The organism is Microbacterium sp. 01T413_2 (genome assembly GCF_056398985.1).
Window position 1 is genome coordinate 91,720 of the sequence record NZ_JBFTQL010000009.1, and the last position, 15,044, is coordinate 106,763.

Below are 15,044 nucleotides of genomic sequence, written 5' to 3' on the forward strand. Positions count from 1 at the left end.
TCTGTGCTCTGGGCGCGCAGTTATTCTGCTGCTTGCTTTTCGACGGTGCCGTCGTGGTCTGTGATCTGCTGGAGCGCAGCCCATCGAGGATCGACAGGAGCGTCCTGCTCTTTCCCGGCGCTTCCGGTCAGCCGCTCGCCGGTCTCGGGGTCGAGTCCAGGGCAATCCGGCTGACACACCGGCTGAAACGGGAGCGCCAAAACCACCGCGTCCCTGACCAGAGTTTCAAGATCCACGTGGTCGTCTTGAACCTCGAAGTCGTTCGCTTCCTCTCCAGGGTACGCGAAAAGCTCTTGAAACTCGACTTCGACAGGCTCTTCGATCGGATTCAGGCATCGACCGCACTCTCCGCGGTACGTCGAATCGACCTCGCCGGTGACAAGGATCCCCTCGTGCACGGACTCCAGCCGGACGTCGAGATCGAGTCCCTCGCCCTTCTCGACGGAGACGAGACCCTCGCCCCACTGCTCAGGCAGAGGAATCGTCATCCGGAACTCTCGCATCTCACCGGGTCGACGAACGATGTCGTGCGCGGACAGCGAGAATGGTCCTTTGCGTCGGGTCTTCACCGGTTCAGTCTACTGGGCGCACCTGGGCGGAGGCCGGGCCCTCCGATGGGCTCAGGGACCGGCGGGCTGCCGTTCAGATGCCGCGGGCACCGGTGTCGAGGAAGCGCGCGACGGCCGGCGGCACGAACGGGGACACGTCGCCGCCGAGCGCGGCGACCTGCCGCACGAGCGAACTGGAGACCAGGGCGTGCGCCGGATCCGGCAGCAGGAACACGGTCTCGATGTCGGCGAGGTGGCGGTTCACGATCGCCATCGGCGACTCGTACGCCACGTCGACCTGCGAGCGGATGCCCTTGATCAGCACACCCGCGTTCACATCGCGGGCGTAGTCGACGAGCAGACCCATGCTCCAGGATCCGACGATGACGGTGCCCGTCACGCCGGCTTCTGCGATCGACTCCTCCAGCAGTGCGAGTCGCTGCGCCACCGGCAGCATGGCCTGCTTGTCGGGGTTGTGCACCACCAGCACGTGCAGCTCGTCGTAGAGGGCGGCGGCGCGTCGGATGACGTCCAGGTGGCCGAGGGTCGGCGGGTCGAAGGAACCGGGGACGACGGCGATCCGAGCGCTCATGCGCCCAGCCTAGCGGCGCGGATCTCTGCGTCAGCCGCAAGCGCCGTTCGACGAGCGCCCTCCGACGCGCTCAGGGGGCCGCGCGGGAGGAGTCAGTTCTTGGCGAGGGCGGCACGATCGTCGATGCTGAGGCGCTGCGCCATCGCCGCGCGCAGCCCGTCGTGCTGCTGCAGCGCGGGATCCGCCTCGATGATCTCCTCGGCGATCGCGCGGGCCTGGGCGATCAGATCCGCGTCCTTGATGACCCGCAGCAGCTTCAGCGACGACTTCGCACCCGACTGGCGCGCTCCGAGCACGTCGCCCTCGCCGCGCAGGTCGAGGTCGACCTCGGCGAGGACGAAGCCGTCGAGCGTCGCGGCCACCGCATCGACCCGGTCGCGGGCCGGCGTGCCCTGCTCGGCCTCGGTGACCAGCAGGCACAGGCCGGGCACCCCGCCGCGACCGATGCGGCCGCGCAGCTGGTGCAGTTGGGAGACACCGAAACGGTCGGCCTCGAGCACGATCATGGTCGAGGCATTCGGCACGTCGACACCGACCTCGATCACGGTGGTCGCGACGAGGAGGTCGATCTCGCCACGGGCGAAGGCCTGCATGATCGCGTCCTTCTCGTCCGCGGCCATACGGCCGTGCAGACCGGCGATGCGCACCGCGCCCAGCTTCGGGTGCGTGCTGAGCGCGGCCAGCAGCTGCACCACCCCCCAGCGCGGTCCGCGGCTCTCCTGCTCCTCATCCGCGAAGTGCTCCTGGTCCGCCTCCTCCGCGCCGTCATCGGTATCGATCGCGGCGCACACGGCGAACACCTGGCGCCCCTTCTCGATCTCCTCCGCGGCGCGCTCCCACACCCGGGTGAACCAGCCGGGGTGGTCGGCGAGGGGCGCGACGAAGGTCTCGATGCCCGCGCGCCCGCTCGGCATCGTGCGGATCACCGAGATGTCGAGATCGCCGAACACGGTCATCGCGACCGTGCGCGGGATCGGGGTGGCGGTCAGCACCAGCGCGTGCGGGCTGGTGCCCTTGGCGCGCAGCGCTTCCCGCTGCTCGACGCCGAAGCGATGCTGTTCGTCGACCACCACGAGCCCCAGATCGGCGAAGGTCGTCTTCTCCCCGAGCAGTGCATGCGTGCCCACCACGATGAGTGCCTGGCCCGCCGCGACGCGCAGCGCAGCCTTGCGCCGTTCGGGCGCGGACATCTGCCCCGTGAGCAGCGTCGGCATCACCAGGGGGGCGAGCTTCGGCCCGAGCATCTTCGTGATCGAACGCAGGTGCTGAGCCGCGAGCACCTCGGTCGGCGCGATCAGCGCCGCCTGACCGCCCGTCTCAGCGACCTGAAGCATGGCGCGCAGCGCGACCAGCGTCTTTCCGGATCCGACCTCTCCCTGCACCAGCCGGTTCATGGGCGCGCCGCCGACCAAATCCGCGGCGATCGTCTCGCCCACCGACTCCTGGTCGGGCGTGAGCTCGAACGGCAGCGCGGCGTCGAAGCGCTCCAGCAGCCCGCCCGGCTTCGCCGGGCGAGCGGTGGCGTCGAGCATGCGCACGAGATAGCGCTGCTGCATGAGCGCCGTCTGAAGAGTGAGCGCCTCGTGCATCCGCAGCGTGCGGATCGCCGGAGCGATCTCGTCCTTGGTGCTCGGCCGGTGGATGCGCTCCAGCGCAGCGCGGGCGTCGAGGAGCCCCTCCTGGAGGCGCACCGCATCGGGGACCGGTTCCGGCACCGGCCCGAGCTCGTCCAGCACCGTGCCGATCATCTTCTCGATCTGCCACGTGGTGAGGGCCGCCGTGGCCGGGTAGATCGGCAGCGGCGTGGTCACCAGCACATCGGCCTGAGTGCGCGCGCGCAGCTCATCGTCGAACATCTCGTACTGCGGGTGCGCGAACTGCGTCACGCCGCGGTAGTCGCCGACCTTGCCGGTGAACACCCCGCGCCTGCCGACCCGCAGCTCCTTCTCGCGCCATTCGAGCTGTCCGCGGAACTTGGCGAAGAACGTCAGCACCATGCGGCCGACGCCGTCGCCGATGTCGACCGTCATCATCGCCCCGCGGCGATTCTTCATGTCGCGGACGTCGACCTTCATCACCTCGGCGACGATCGTGACCGTCTCACCCTTCGGGAGATCGAGGATCGGCGTGAGCTCGCCTCGGTTGGCGTACCGGCGCGGGTAGTGCGAGAGCAGATCCCACACCGTGCTCATGCCGAAGGCCTTCTGCAGCGTCTTCGCATTCCCGTCGCCGACCGCGACAGCGAGCGGCGAGTCGAGACGGAGCGGCATGCTCAGAAGTCTAGAACGGCGCGCGGACACCGCCCTCGTCCACGACCCGGGGCAGCGCCTGGTCAGTTCTCCTGCAGGAACTCCAGGGCTGCCTCCCGAAACGCCTTCGACCCCGGTGCGTTGAAGTGATGCCGGCCGGGGATCTCGAAGAACCGTCCCTGCGGCGTCGCCTCCGCGAGTCGCACGGAACCAGCGATCACGGCGTCCTCGGACCCGGTCGCGAAGAGCACCGGCTGCGTCGGCGCCGTCGCGGGGTCCGGATCCATCGATCCCGATTCCCGCATGCCCTGGGCGAGCGCGATCAGCGCGCTCAGGTCGTTGCCGGGGACGCGCTCCGTCAGCGCGATGTAGTTCTGCGTGACCCGATCCGTGACCGGCGTGCCCTCGTCGATGAAGCGGCGCACCTGGTCCAGATCGAGCCGGCCGAGCGGGATCCCGTCCGGCACGCCGCCGAGCACCGCCCGCGGGATCCGGTCGCCGAGGTCTTGGAGGACCTGCCAGCCCACCCGTGCACCCAGCGAATAGCCGACGTAGAACGCGTCGTCGACGAGGTAGGTGTCCAGGACCTGCTCGACGTCCGATGCGAGCGTGCGCACGTTGTAGCCGACGGGATCGTGCGGCTTCTCGCTCGCGCCGTGCCCGCGCTGGTCGACACCGAGCACGCCGTAGCCTGCCTGCTGCAGCATCCGGATCCACCCGGTGAGCACCCAGTTGTCGCGCGTGCTGGAGGCGAAGCCGTGCACGATGAGCACCACAGGGCCCTCGAGCTCTCCCCAGACGTAGGTGGCGATCGCGACGCCCTCCCCCGCTTCGATGAACTGCGGCTGCGGCATGCGGGTCAGATCGGCGAGGCTCTCGGGCACGCTCCTATCCTGCTCCCTTCCGTGCCCTCCGCGGCGAATGAGTCGCGGCGCATAAGGTGAACAGGTGACGAGAATCATCGCCGGATCCGCCGGCGGCACCCGCCTGGAAGTGCCGGGACAGGGGACGCGGCCGACGAGCGATCGGGTGCGCGAGTCGCTGTTCGGCGCTCTGGAATCGATGGACGCGATCGACGATGCCCGGGTGCTCGACCTGTACGCCGGATCCGGAGCGCTCGGCCTGGAGGCGCTCAGCCGCGGGGCCCGCAGCACAGTACTCGTCGAACGAGGACGCGGCGCCGCGGCCGTGATCCGCCGCAACGCGGCTGCCGTGTCCAAGGCGCTGGGCCGGGACGCGGCGGCGAGGACGACCGTGCAGGAGTCGTCCGTGCACGCATATCTCGTCCGCGCCTCCGGACCGTTCGACCTGGTCTTCACCGATCCGCCCTACGATCTGACGGACGCCGAGATGACCGCCGACCTGGTAGCGCTCGCCCCTCTCCTGTCGCCCGCCGCCGTCGTCGTCATCGAGCGCGCGAAGCGTTCCACGCCGCCGGATCTCGCCGCTGCCGGGCTCGCACTCATCCGGGAGAAGACCTACGGGGACACCGCGTTGTGGTGGGCCGAGCCGGCCGCCGCCTGACCGTCGATCCGTGCGGGAGCGTCGGCTCCCGCATCGCGGTAGGGGTCCCAGCCGAGCGGGCCGACCGGCTCGCCGTCGCACAGCACAGGGGCGTCGGGCACGGCGCCGATCACGGTTCCGATCCGGCGGAAGCCCGGCGGAAGCACCCCAGGAGGGAACGTGGCGAGCAGGGCGTGGTCCTCGCCGCCGGCGAGCGCCCGGTGCGGATGCGCCCCCAGGGCAGACCGCTCCAGAGCGAGCGTCACGCCGGAGGCCTCGGCCATGCGGCCAGCATCCAAGGCCAGGCCATCGGAGACGTCCATCATCGCGGTGGCTCCGGCGATCGCGGCCATCGGGCCGAGTCCGATCGGCGGCGCGGGGCACAACTGGGCGGCTATCGCATCGGCCTCGCCCTCCGTCAGGGCGGCGGCGACCACCGGCACCGCCACGCCGTCGGGGTGGAAGCGCCGGAACAGCACAGACAGGCCGTGCCCGGCGAGGCCCATCTCGCCCGCGATCGCGAGAACATCCCCCTCCCGGGCGCCGGCCCGTGTGACAGCCGCACGCCCTTCCAAGTCCCCGAGCGCCGTCACGGCGATCATCAGCGTCGCCGACACGGTCAGATCGCCGCCGACGACCGCGCATCCCGGAGCGAGCGCGGCGCACGCCTCGCGGAAGCCGTCGGCGATCGCGGCGACGAAGGAGAGCCGACGATCCTTCGGCACCGCGAGCGCCACGAGCAGCGCCGTCGGGCGCGCCCCCATCGCGGCGATGTCCGCGAGATTCACGGCCGCCGACTTCCAGCCCAGGTCGTAACCGCTCGACCAGGCCGCGCGGAAGTCCGGCCCCTCCACGAGCGTGTCGGTGGTCGCGACGACCGAACCGGAGGGCGCGGCGATCACGGCGGCGTCGTCTCCCGGACCGAGCACAGTGTCGCGCCCCGCGGGCGTGCGCGCCAGGATCGTGCGCAGCACGCGTCCCTCGCTCACCTCGCCGATCATCGGATCGTCGGATCGGGGAGCCTCCGCGGTCGCATCGGATCCGGGAGCTGAAAGGTCCACCATGCTCTCAACGGTAGCCTGGAGGGATGCCCCGCCGTCTCTCCGTCGCCACCGTCCTCGTGCTCGCGACGGCGCTGCTGGCCGGGTGCAGCTCGACGGTGCATCTGAACCCCGCGGACGACGCGAACGACCCGCGCTGCGCGGATGTGTCGGTGCGGTTGAGCAACGTCCCGTCGATCGACGGGCACGATCGGCGCTGGACGGATGCCCAGGCCACCGCGGCGTGGGGCGACCCCGCCGTGGTGCTGCTCACCTGCGGCCTGCCGGAGGCGGAGCCGACGAGCGCTCTGCAGTGCATCTCCTTGCAGGGCATCGACTGGCTCGTGGACGATTCCAAGAGCCCTTATCTCACGCTCACCACGTACGGCCGCAAGCCCGCCGTGCAGCTCTACATCAACAGCAAGCCCGATGCACCGGGCAAGGGTGTCAGCGCCAATGACGTGATCGGCAATAAGAGCCTCGCTGCGGCGATCGCGACCATCCCCGCCACCCACGCCTGCACCGATCGGCCCGGGGCGGACACGGCGACACCGGCTCCGACTCCGGCCGGCTGACGCGAGCGCTCAGGACGGTTCAGTCGAGCGCGCCCGCCACTCCCGTCAACGACGCCGTCGGTACCGGATCGACCGCGGGATGATCGTCATCGCGCCGGTGCTGCAGGAGGATCTCGGCGAGCGCCGGGATCCAGATCAGCGTGGCGAGCTGAATCGTCAGCCATGCGCCGTGCGGCGTCGTGACGCCGATGACGAACGCCGCACCGATCGGCACCGCGGCCAGGAACACGAACGAGGAGACCCCGGCGAGCCGGCGCACCCACGGCCGGCTTCGGTCGGAGAACAGGAAGCCGGCGCCGATGAACGCCGCCAGCAGCGGCAGGGTCGCCGGATCCGCGAGCATGACGAACGGCGCGAGCGTCAGCCAGGCGGCTCTACGCCGGCGGCCCGCGATCCGGCGGGCGAAGGCCCAGCCGAACAGAGCGCCCATGATCGTCCCCGGCACCAGGATGAAGCCGAACGTTCCGAGCCAATGGAACTCCGACTCGAAGCCGGCGAGCTGCGCCATCATGCCGCGCATGGAGGCGGCCCAGCCGAGGCCCCCGACCGCGCCGATCGCGATCGGCAGCACCACTCCTGTTCGCCTCGTCGCGTTCATGACCGCTCCTTCTCGCGCCCCACGACGCCGCGCCGCACATCGCGGCCCGATCATGCTGACGTTCTATCAGGGAAGCGGGCGGTCCGCGGGATCGTTTCCTCTGCGGAAACAGCGGACGAACCCGCCCGGCATCGGTCAGCGTCGCGCGGACGGTGCGGCCCGGGTGATCGCCTCGGTGAAGTCCGCGAACAGCGCGATCATCGCCAGGAGCTCGGGTCTGACGTCCGCTGACCGATGATGCATGTAATACCAGCACGCCGGGACACCGTCGAGCTCGACCCATTTCAACGCGGGCGGCAGGGCCGCGACCAGGGCAGCGGGAACCACGGTGATCCCGGACCCCACGAGCAGCTGCCCGGCGACGTCCGACGTTCGCGACGCCGGCAGCCGGACCAGCGCCGCGTCGGCGAGCGGTCGGACGTCCGCGAGGACGAACGGATCCATGTAGCTCGCCGGCAGCTCCGGAGAATACAGCAGCGGCTGCCGGGCGAACTCCGCCACCGGCACGCTGCGTCGATGGGTATAGGGGTGTCCGGTCGGGATCAGGCCGACGCGCCGCAGTTCCCCGAGCCGTGTCGAGGACACCTCTTCGGACTCCGAGACGCCGAACGTGAGCGCGGCGTCGACGGTGCCGTCGGCCAGGTCAGGATCCAGCCGTTCGAATGCTGTCGGCACGAGCACGACGCCGACGCCGGGAAAGGCGTGCGAGAGCGCGAGTTCGAGCGTCGCGAGTGCAGCCGGCATCAGCGGGGCCACCGCATCCACGCCGGCGGGGAACGCCACGCGTAACCGCTCTGCCGGCTCCGCGACGGCCGCGAGCTGCGCGGCCTGAGCAGCCTCCAGCACCCGCGGCGCGAACTGGAGGAACCGGCGCCCTGCCGCGGTGAGGCCGAACACGCCTCCGGAGTCCCGCTCGATGAGCGGGATCCCGAGTTCCGTCTCCAGCCGTTGCACCCGTTTGGTCACGGCCGAGATCGATACCCCGAGTTCCGCCGCCGCGCGCCCGAAATGGCGATGACGGACTACCGCGAGGAAGGAGGTCAGCGCGATGATGTCCACCGCATCCTCCCCTCGGCACGGGCGTTGCAGAACGCCAGGATGCCCCTGCGCCGAAGAGCGCGCAAGAGGGCAGGATCAGCGCCGCAGACCCGCCTCGATCAGCTCGGTGATGAGATCGCGGTATCTGAGCCCCGAGGCGATCCAGCACTTCGGGAACATCGAGATCGGAGTGAAGCCGGGCATCGTGTTCAGCTCGTTCACGACGAGGGTGCCGTCGGCCGTGAGGAACATGTCGACGCGTGCGAGACCGCGTCCGTCGACCGCCTCGAACGCGCTGATGCCGGCGTCCTGGATCGCGCCGATCTCGGCCTCGTCCAGCTCTGCCGGGCAGACCACGTCCACGCCGTCTCCGCCGAGGTACTTGCCCTCGAAGTCGTAGAAGCCCCGGGACGTCAGCACGATCTCGCCCGGCACCGAMGCGCGCGGCCCYTCGGCGCCCTCGAGGATCGCGACCTCGATCTCRCGGCCGACCACTCCGGTCTCCACGAGCACCTTGTCGTCCTCGGCSAGRGCGATSCGCATSGCCTCGTCGAACTCSGCGGGATCSGTCACCTTCGAGACGCCGACGCTCGACCCGGCACGGGCCGGCTTCACGAACAGCGGCGATCCGAGCCCGGCCGCGGCAGCGCGCACGCTCTCGGGATCCTGCGCCCACTGCCGCGCGCGCACGGTGATCCAGGGCGCCACGGCGATGCCAGCGGCCTGCAGCGCGACCTTCATGAAGTGCTTGTCCATGCACAGCGCGGAATCCAGCACCCCGCCGCCGGCGTACGGCACCTCGAGCGTGTCGAAGTAGCCCTGCAGCGTGCCGTCCTCGCCGTGCGGACCGTGCAGCAGGGGCAGCACCACATCGATCGCACCGAGGTCCTCGATCGTGCCGTCGGCGCGCGTCACGCGCAGCGTGCGGATCCCGCCGGGCTCCGGCCACTGGATCCGAGTGCCGTTGTCCACGACCTCGGGCAGATGCGCGGCGTCGAGCGGGAACTTGTCCGGCTCGTCGTCCTCCAGGACGAACGCTCCTTCACGGGTGATCCCGACGGGGATGACGTCGTAGCGTTCCCGGTCAAGGGCGCGCAGCACCCCTCCCGCCGTGGCGGAGCTGATCGAATGCTCGCTGGAGCGCCCTCCGAAGAGCACCACCACCGTCTGCTTGTCCATTGCCCGTCCCTTCCCCCTGCGGGGTGTCGTCGTCGGTGGTCAGATGGGGGGCGATGTCGCGCGGATCCATGGTGCCGTCCAGCACCATCTTCACCTGCTCGACGATCGGCATCTCCACGCCGGCGGCGCGGGCCAGCTGCAGGATCGGCGCGACGGACGCGAGTCCCTCGGCTGTCTGCTGCATCTGCTTGACCACGTCTTGGAAGCTGTATCCCTGACCGAGCAGGCGCCCGGCGGTGTTGTTGCGGCTGAGCGGCGACTGGCACGTCGCGATCAGATCGCCGAGGCCGGCCAGACCCTGCAGGGTCCCCGGCTGTGCGCCGTTCGCCACCGCGAAGTCGGTCATCTCGACCAGACCCCGCGTGATGATCGACGCCTTGGTGTTCTCGCCGTAGCCGACGCCGTCGACGATGCCGATGGCGACGGCGATGAGGTTCTTCAGCACGCCGCCGAACTCGGTGCCGATCACGTCGGTGTTCACGAAGCTGCGGAAGTAGTGGTTGCGCGCGGTGCGCGCCACGATGTCGGCCGTCTCCTGGCTGTTGGAGGCGATGACGGCCGCGGTGGGCTGCTCGCGCGCGATCTCGAGCGCCAGGTTGGGGCCGCTCGCGACCGCGATCCGGTCGGGGTCGCAGCGCAGCTCCTGCTCGATGACCTGGCTCATCCGCAGGCCGGTGCGCTTCTCGACGCCTTTCATGAGGCTGACCACGGGGACGTCGGAGTTCCGCAACAGCGGACGCAGTGCCTTGAGGTTCTCCCGCAGCGTCTGGCTCGGCACCGAGAGGTACACCTGCTCGGCGCCCTGGATCGCCTCGGCCAGGTGATGCGTGGCCGTCATCGATCGTGGCAGGTTGATGCCAGAGAGGTATTGCGAGTTGCGCTTCGCCTCGGCGATCTCGTGGGCCAGCTCCTGTCGGCGCGCCCACATCGTCACCTGCGCGCCGCCGTCGGCCAGGATCTTTCCGAAGGTGGTCCCCCAGCTCCCGGCACCGATCACCGTCACGCGCGGCCCGAGCGGGATCGAGGCGGTGCGCGGGGCCGCGTTCCTAGGAGTCAAGACGCCCCGTCTCCTTCTGGCCGTGCTCGGTCGGATTCCACCGCTCGGCGGGAGCCTTCTCGCCGCGGAGCTCCTCCAGGAGCACCGTGATGGCGGCCATGAGCCGGTCGTTCGCTTCCACGAGCGCGGCACGCTCGCCTCCTCGACCGTACAGGTCGGAGACGTCGACCGGATCCCCGATGAGCACGTCGACCTTCTTGCGCGGCGGCCAGAGGCGGAGGCCCTTCTGGTAGCGGCCCATGATGTTCTGCGTGCCCCACTGCGCCATCGGGATCAGCGGGATCTCGCCGGCGAGGGCGAGACGGACGGCACCGGTCTTGCCGCGCATCGGCCACAGCTCCGGATCCCGGGTGAGCGTGCCCTCCGGGTAGACGATGACCCCGCGTCCGTGCTTCACGAGCTCCTCGGACTGCACCAGCGTCTGCTTCGCCGCCGCTGCGGACGAGGCCCGGGCCACGGGGATCATCCCCGTGCCGCGCAGCGCCCAGCCCAGGACCGGCACGCGGAACAGGCTCTCCTTCGCCATGAAACGGGGCGCGCGGCCGAGCCGCCACACGGCGACCGCGACGATCAGCGGGTCGAACTCCGAGTAGTGGTTCGGCGCCAGCACGAAGGCGCCTTCGCGGGGCAGCCTCTCGGCGCCGCGGATTCGGATCTTCGCCAGGAACGAGACGAACGGCACCACGAAGACCCCGAGGAACCAGAACAGGCTCGGGCGTGTCTTCTCGGCGGTCGCGCGCATGTCAGCCGATCACGTCGAAGTCGGCGCCCAGTGCGGTGAGCTTGTCGAGGAACTTCTCGTAGCCGCGGCTGAGGATGTCGACGCCGGAGACCCTCGACTCGCCGGTCGCGGTGAGCGCGGCGATGACGTGGCTGTAGCCGCCGCGCAGGTCCGGCACCACGATGTCTGCGCCGTGCAGCGGGGTCGGGCCGGTGATGACCGCCGCCTGCTCGAGGTCGCGGCGTGCGACACGTCGCGGGCCGTCCTGCAGGCCGTGCGGGTGCACGACGATGTCTGCGCCCATCTTGATCAGTGCGCCGGTGAAGCCCATCCGGTTCTCGTACACCGTCTCGTGCACCACCGAGCGACCCTGCGCCTGCGTGAGCGCGACGACGAGAGGCTGCTGCCAGTCGGTCATGAAGCCCGGGTGCACGTCGGTCTCGACGATCACCGGCTTGAGCTCTCCGTCGCGGCGGAACAGGATTCCGTCCTCGCGTACGTCGAACCAGCCGCCGGCCTTGCGGAAGACGTTGAGGAACGTCAGCATCTCCTGCTGCTTGGCGCCGCCGACGAAGATCTCGCCGTCGGTCGCGAGCGCCGCCGACGCCCAGGACGCAGCCTCGTTGCGGTCGAAGATCGAGCGGTGATCGTAACCGCGCAGCTTCTCCACGCCCTCGATGAGAATCACCCGGTTGGGCTCGTAGGAGATGATCGCGCCCATCTTCTGCAGCACCGCGATCAGGTCCATGATCTCCGGCTCGATGGCCGCGTTGCGCAGCTCCGTCGTGCCTTCCGCGCGCACCGCGGTCAGGAGGACCTGCTCGGTCGCTCCGACGCTCGGGTACGGCAGATGGATGTTGGCGCCGTGCAGACGGCTGCCGCCCGTGGACAGCCGGATGCCACTGGGCAGCTTCTCGACGGTCGCGCCGAACTTGCGCAGCGCGTCGAGGTGGAAGTCGATGGGACGGTCGCCGATGCGGCAGCCGCCGAGGTCGGGGATGAACGCCTGGCCCAGGCGGTGCAGCAGCGGGCCGCAGAACAGGATCGGGATCCGGGAGGCGCCGGCGTGGGCGTCGATCTCCTCGAAGTGCGCCGACTCGACGTCGCTCGGGTCGAAGATCAGCGCGCCGGGCTCGTCGCCCTCGGTGACGCGCACGCCGTGCACCTCGAGCAGCGAGCGGACAACGGCGACGTCGGAGAGGTCGGGGACGTCTCGCAGGGTGCTCGCGGTCTCGCCGAGGAGGGTGGCCACCATCGCCTTGGTCGCGAGATTCTTCGCGCCCTTCACGTCCACCCTGCCGTGCAGTGGACGTCCGCCGCGGATTGCCAGGACATCGCCCGAAGGCTTCGAAGCGAGCGTGGTCTCGTGCAGCGGTGTCGTCATTCAGGGCCTCTTCTTGTGGAACGAGCGCGGCCGGAGCCGCCGGGCGGATGCCCTAGGCTCACGGCCGCGTCCGATTCAGAGAACAGGAAGCGTACGTGGCCGCCACGACTCGCGACGGGCCTCGAACTGCGCGATCTTGTCTTCGTTGCGCAGCGTGAGCCCGATGTCATCGAGCCCTTCGAGGAGCCGCCATCTAGTGTAATCGTCGATCCCGATGGAGGTCTGGAAGTCGCCGATCGTGGCGGTGCGCGCCTCCAGATCGACCGTGATCTCCTTCCCGGGATCCTCGTCGATCAGCGCCCAGATCCGCTCGATGTCGGCCTCGTCGACGGTCGCGGCGAGCAGGCCCTGCTTGCCGGAGTTCCCGCGGAAGATGTCCGCGAAGCGGGGGCTCAGCACGACGGCGAAGCCGTAGTCGCGCAGCGCCCAGACGGCGTGCTCACGGCTGGATCCGGTGCCGAAGTCGGGGCCTGCGACGAGCACGGACGCGTTCCGGAACGGCTCCTGGTTGAGCACGAACCCGGGGTCCTGACGCCAGGCGTGGAAGAGCGCGTCCTCAAAACCGGTCTTGGTGACCCGCTTGAGGAACACCGCGGGGATGATCTGATCGGTGTCGACGTTGGAGCGCTTCAGCGGCGCTGCGACACCGGTGTGGGTGGTGAACTTCTCCATGCTCAGGCCTCCGATCCGGCCGCGACGGGCGCTTCGACTGATCCGGCGACCTCCAGGTCGCTCGGGCTGGACAACGTGCCGCGCACGGCGGTGGCTGCCGCGACGAGGGGCGAGACGAGGTGAGTGCGCCCKCCCTTACCCTGGCGGCCCTCGAAGTTGCGGTTGCTTGTCGACGCGCAGCGCTCACCGGGCGCGAGCTGGTCGGGGTTCATGCCCAGGCACATCGAGCAGCCCGCGAATCGCCATTCGGCGCCGAACTCGGTGAAGACCTTGTCCAGACCCTCCGCCTCGGCCTCCAGGCGAACACGGGCGGATCCGGGCACGACCATGACGCGCACGCCCTCGGCCTTCTTCTTGCCCTTGATGACCGACGCGAAGGCGCGCAGATCCTCGATCCGGCTGTTCGTGCAGGATCCCATGAACACGGCGTCGACCTTCACGTCCTTCAGCGGAGTACCCGGCGTCAGATCCATGTACTCGAGAGCCCGCTCGGCCGCGCTGCGCTCGTTGGCATCGGCGATCTGCGCGGGGTCCGGAACCGCGGAGGACAGCGAGCTGCCCTGGCCCGGGTTGGTGCCCCACGTCACGAACGGTTCCAGCTCGTCGGCGTCGATGAACACCTCGGCGTCGAACGTCGCCCCCTCATCGGTCGGGAGCGTGCGCCAATACGCGACCGCGTCATCCCAGTCCTGCCCCTGCGGCGCGTGAGGCTTGCCCTGCACGTACGCGAAGGTGGTCTCGTCCGGGGCGACCATGCCCGCGCGGGCGCCGGCCTCGATCGACATGTTGCAGATCGTCATGCGCCCCTCCATGGAGAGGGCGCGGATGGCGCTGCCGCGGAACTCGAGCACATAGCCCTGTCCGCCGCCCGTGCCGATCTTGGCGATCACGGCGAGGATGATGTCCTTCGCGGTGACGCCGGGGCGCAGCGTTCCCTCGACGGTGATCGCCATGGTCTTGAAAGGCTTGAGAGGCAGCGTCTGGGTGGCCATGACGTGCTCCACCTCGCTGGTGCCGATGCCGAACGCCATGGCGCCGAATGCTCCATGCGTGGAGGTGTGCGAGTCGCCACAGACCACGGTGATGCCGGGCATGGTCAGCCCCAGCTGCGGTCCGACCACGTGCACGATGCCCTGCTCCGCGTCGCCCAGCGAGTGCAAGCGGACACCGAACTCCGCAGCGTTGCGGCGCAGCGTCTCGATCTGCGTGCGGCTGGTGAGGTCGGCGATCGGCTTGTCGATGGCCAGCGTCGGAGTGTTGTGGTCCTCCGTGGCGATCGTCAGGTCGAGCCGGCGCAGCGGGCGCCCTTCGGCCCGCAGCCCGTCGAAGGCCTGAGGGCTGGTGACCTCGTGCACCAGGTGCAGGTCGATGTAGATGAGGTCGGGCTCGCCGTTCTCGCCCTTCACCACGAGGTGGTCGTCCCAGACCTTCTCGGCCAGCGTCCGGGGGCGGGGGGCTGCGTCATTCATGCGTTGCTTCTCCAGAGGGTCAAGGTGCGGCCCACGCGAGACTCCGCGGCGAGAGAGGCCTAGATCGAGGTCTCGCCGCGGCTGCTAAGGAGAAGCTGCACCGCCTGCATGGCAACGAGTTTACCCCCGGTCAGGGTGGGTGTTTCCCACCCACCCTGAGCCGGGCGAAGCACCGGACGGGTCACTCCGCGAGCGCGCGCTCCTGACGCTTCTCGCGCCCCGACGCGATCAGGCTCGCTCCGGTCGCGCCGAGCATCGCGACGACGATGACGGTGAGCGACAGCCAGATCGGCACGTCGGGCGCCCACTCGATGTGCTGGCCGCCGTTGATGAACGGGACGGTGTTCTCGTGCATCGCATGCAGCACGAGCTTCACGCCGATGAAGGCGAGGATCACGGCGATGCCGTAGTGCAGGTAG

15 protein-coding genes and 1 pseudogene are annotated in these 15,044 nt (G+C 69.8%); 2 read left to right on the top strand and 14 right to left on the bottom strand.

Annotated features, from left to right (window positions below; all coding sequences use genetic code 11):
- Window positions 1–20: 20 nt before the first annotated feature.
- The 4 genes from AC1DMN_RS07465 to AC1DMN_RS07480 form a co-directional block, all read right to left on the bottom strand.
- Complete coding sequence (locus AC1DMN_RS07465; protein WP_440732421.1) at window positions 21–503, bottom strand: YceD family protein; 483 nt, start codon at window positions 501–503, stop codon at window positions 21–23.
- Window positions 504–642: 139 nt separating this feature from the next.
- Window positions 643–1,140 carry a pantetheine-phosphate adenylyltransferase gene (coaD, locus tag AC1DMN_RS07470; RefSeq protein WP_440731604.1) on the bottom strand — a complete coding sequence of 166 codons (498 nt, stop codon included), beginning with the start codon at window positions 1,138–1,140 and terminating at the stop codon, window positions 643–645.
- Between the two features lie 92 nt (window positions 1,141–1,232).
- On the bottom strand, window positions 1,233–3,410 hold the full coding sequence (locus AC1DMN_RS07475) for an ATP-dependent DNA helicase RecG (RefSeq protein ID WP_441975790.1): 2,178 nt from the start codon (window positions 3,408–3,410) through the stop codon (window positions 1,233–1,235).
- Window positions 3,411–3,472: 62 nt separating this feature from the next.
- Window positions 3,473–4,243 (bottom strand): alpha/beta fold hydrolase, encoded by a 771-nt coding sequence (locus AC1DMN_RS07480; protein ID WP_477229336.1) that lies wholly within the window; start codon window positions 4,241–4,243, stop codon window positions 3,473–3,475.
- A gap of 94 nt (window positions 4,244–4,337) precedes the next feature.
- Between AC1DMN_RS07480 and rsmD the strand changes: the two genes are divergently transcribed.
- Entirely contained in the window at window positions 4,338–4,913 is a 576-nt protein-coding gene (gene rsmD / locus AC1DMN_RS07485; protein ID WP_477229185.1) for a 16S rRNA (guanine(966)-N(2))-methyltransferase RsmD, read from the top strand.
- On the opposite strand, the gene thiL is transcribed toward rsmD, so the two are convergent.
- Window positions 4,868–5,956 (bottom strand): thiamine-phosphate kinase, encoded by a 1,089-nt coding sequence (gene thiL, locus AC1DMN_RS07490; protein ID WP_477229186.1) that lies wholly within the window; start codon window positions 5,954–5,956, stop codon window positions 4,868–4,870. The genes rsmD and thiL overlap by 46 nt on opposite strands.
- 23 nt (window positions 5,957–5,979) lie before the next feature.
- On the opposite strand from thiL, the gene AC1DMN_RS07495 reads away from it, so the two are divergent.
- A complete protein-coding gene (locus AC1DMN_RS07495) occupies window positions 5,980–6,507 on the top strand; it encodes a DUF3515 domain-containing protein (RefSeq protein WP_477229187.1) in 528 nt (175 codons plus the stop codon).
- A gap of 19 nt (window positions 6,508–6,526) precedes the next feature.
- Here the strand turns inward: AC1DMN_RS07495 and AC1DMN_RS07500 are convergent, their stop codons facing one another.
- From AC1DMN_RS07500 to AC1DMN_RS07540, 9 genes and pseudogenes are all read right to left on the bottom strand, one after another.
- Complete coding sequence (locus AC1DMN_RS07500; protein WP_477229188.1) at window positions 6,527–7,105, bottom strand: hypothetical protein; 579 nt, start codon at window positions 7,103–7,105, stop codon at window positions 6,527–6,529.
- Between the two features lie 135 nt (window positions 7,106–7,240).
- The gene (locus tag AC1DMN_RS07505) at window positions 7,241–8,164 is read right to left on the bottom strand and encodes a LysR family transcriptional regulator (protein WP_477229189.1); all 924 of its coding nucleotides are present in this window, start codon (window positions 8,162–8,164) and stop codon (window positions 7,241–7,243) included.
- A gap of 75 nt (window positions 8,165–8,239) precedes the next feature.
- On the bottom strand, window positions 8,240–9,322 hold the full coding sequence (locus AC1DMN_RS07510) for a D-alanine--D-alanine ligase family protein (protein ID WP_441975785.1): 1,083 nt from the start codon (window positions 9,320–9,322) through the stop codon (window positions 8,240–8,242).
- Window positions 9,228–10,379, bottom strand: coding sequence for an NAD(P)H-dependent glycerol-3-phosphate dehydrogenase (locus AC1DMN_RS07515; protein WP_477229190.1), 1,152 nt, complete (start codon window positions 10,377–10,379; stop codon window positions 9,228–9,230). Before AC1DMN_RS07515 ends, AC1DMN_RS07510 begins: the two co-directional genes overlap by 95 nt.
- Window positions 10,369–11,121, bottom strand: coding sequence for a lysophospholipid acyltransferase family protein (locus AC1DMN_RS07520; RefSeq protein WP_440731595.1), 753 nt, complete (start codon window positions 11,119–11,121; stop codon window positions 10,369–10,371). Before AC1DMN_RS07520 ends, AC1DMN_RS07515 begins: the two co-directional genes overlap by 11 nt.
- Window position 11,122: 1 nt before the next feature.
- Window positions 11,123–12,484, bottom strand: a complete 1,362-nt coding sequence (murA, locus tag AC1DMN_RS07525) for a UDP-N-acetylglucosamine 1-carboxyvinyltransferase (protein ID WP_441975783.1) — start codon at window positions 12,482–12,484, stop codon at window positions 11,123–11,125.
- Between the two features lie 75 nt (window positions 12,485–12,559).
- Window positions 12,560–13,156, bottom strand: coding sequence for a 3-isopropylmalate dehydratase small subunit (gene leuD / locus AC1DMN_RS07530; RefSeq protein WP_477229191.1), 597 nt, complete (start codon window positions 13,154–13,156; stop codon window positions 12,560–12,562).
- A gap of 2 nt (window positions 13,157–13,158) precedes the next feature.
- Window positions 13,159–14,625 (bottom strand): 3-isopropylmalate dehydratase large subunit, encoded by a 1,467-nt coding sequence (gene leuC / locus AC1DMN_RS07535; protein ID WP_441975781.1) that lies wholly within the window; start codon window positions 14,623–14,625, stop codon window positions 13,159–13,161.
- A gap of 181 nt (window positions 14,626–14,806) precedes the next feature.
- Window positions 14,807–15,044, bottom strand: a pseudogene (locus AC1DMN_RS07540) (TerC family protein); the annotation flags it as partial.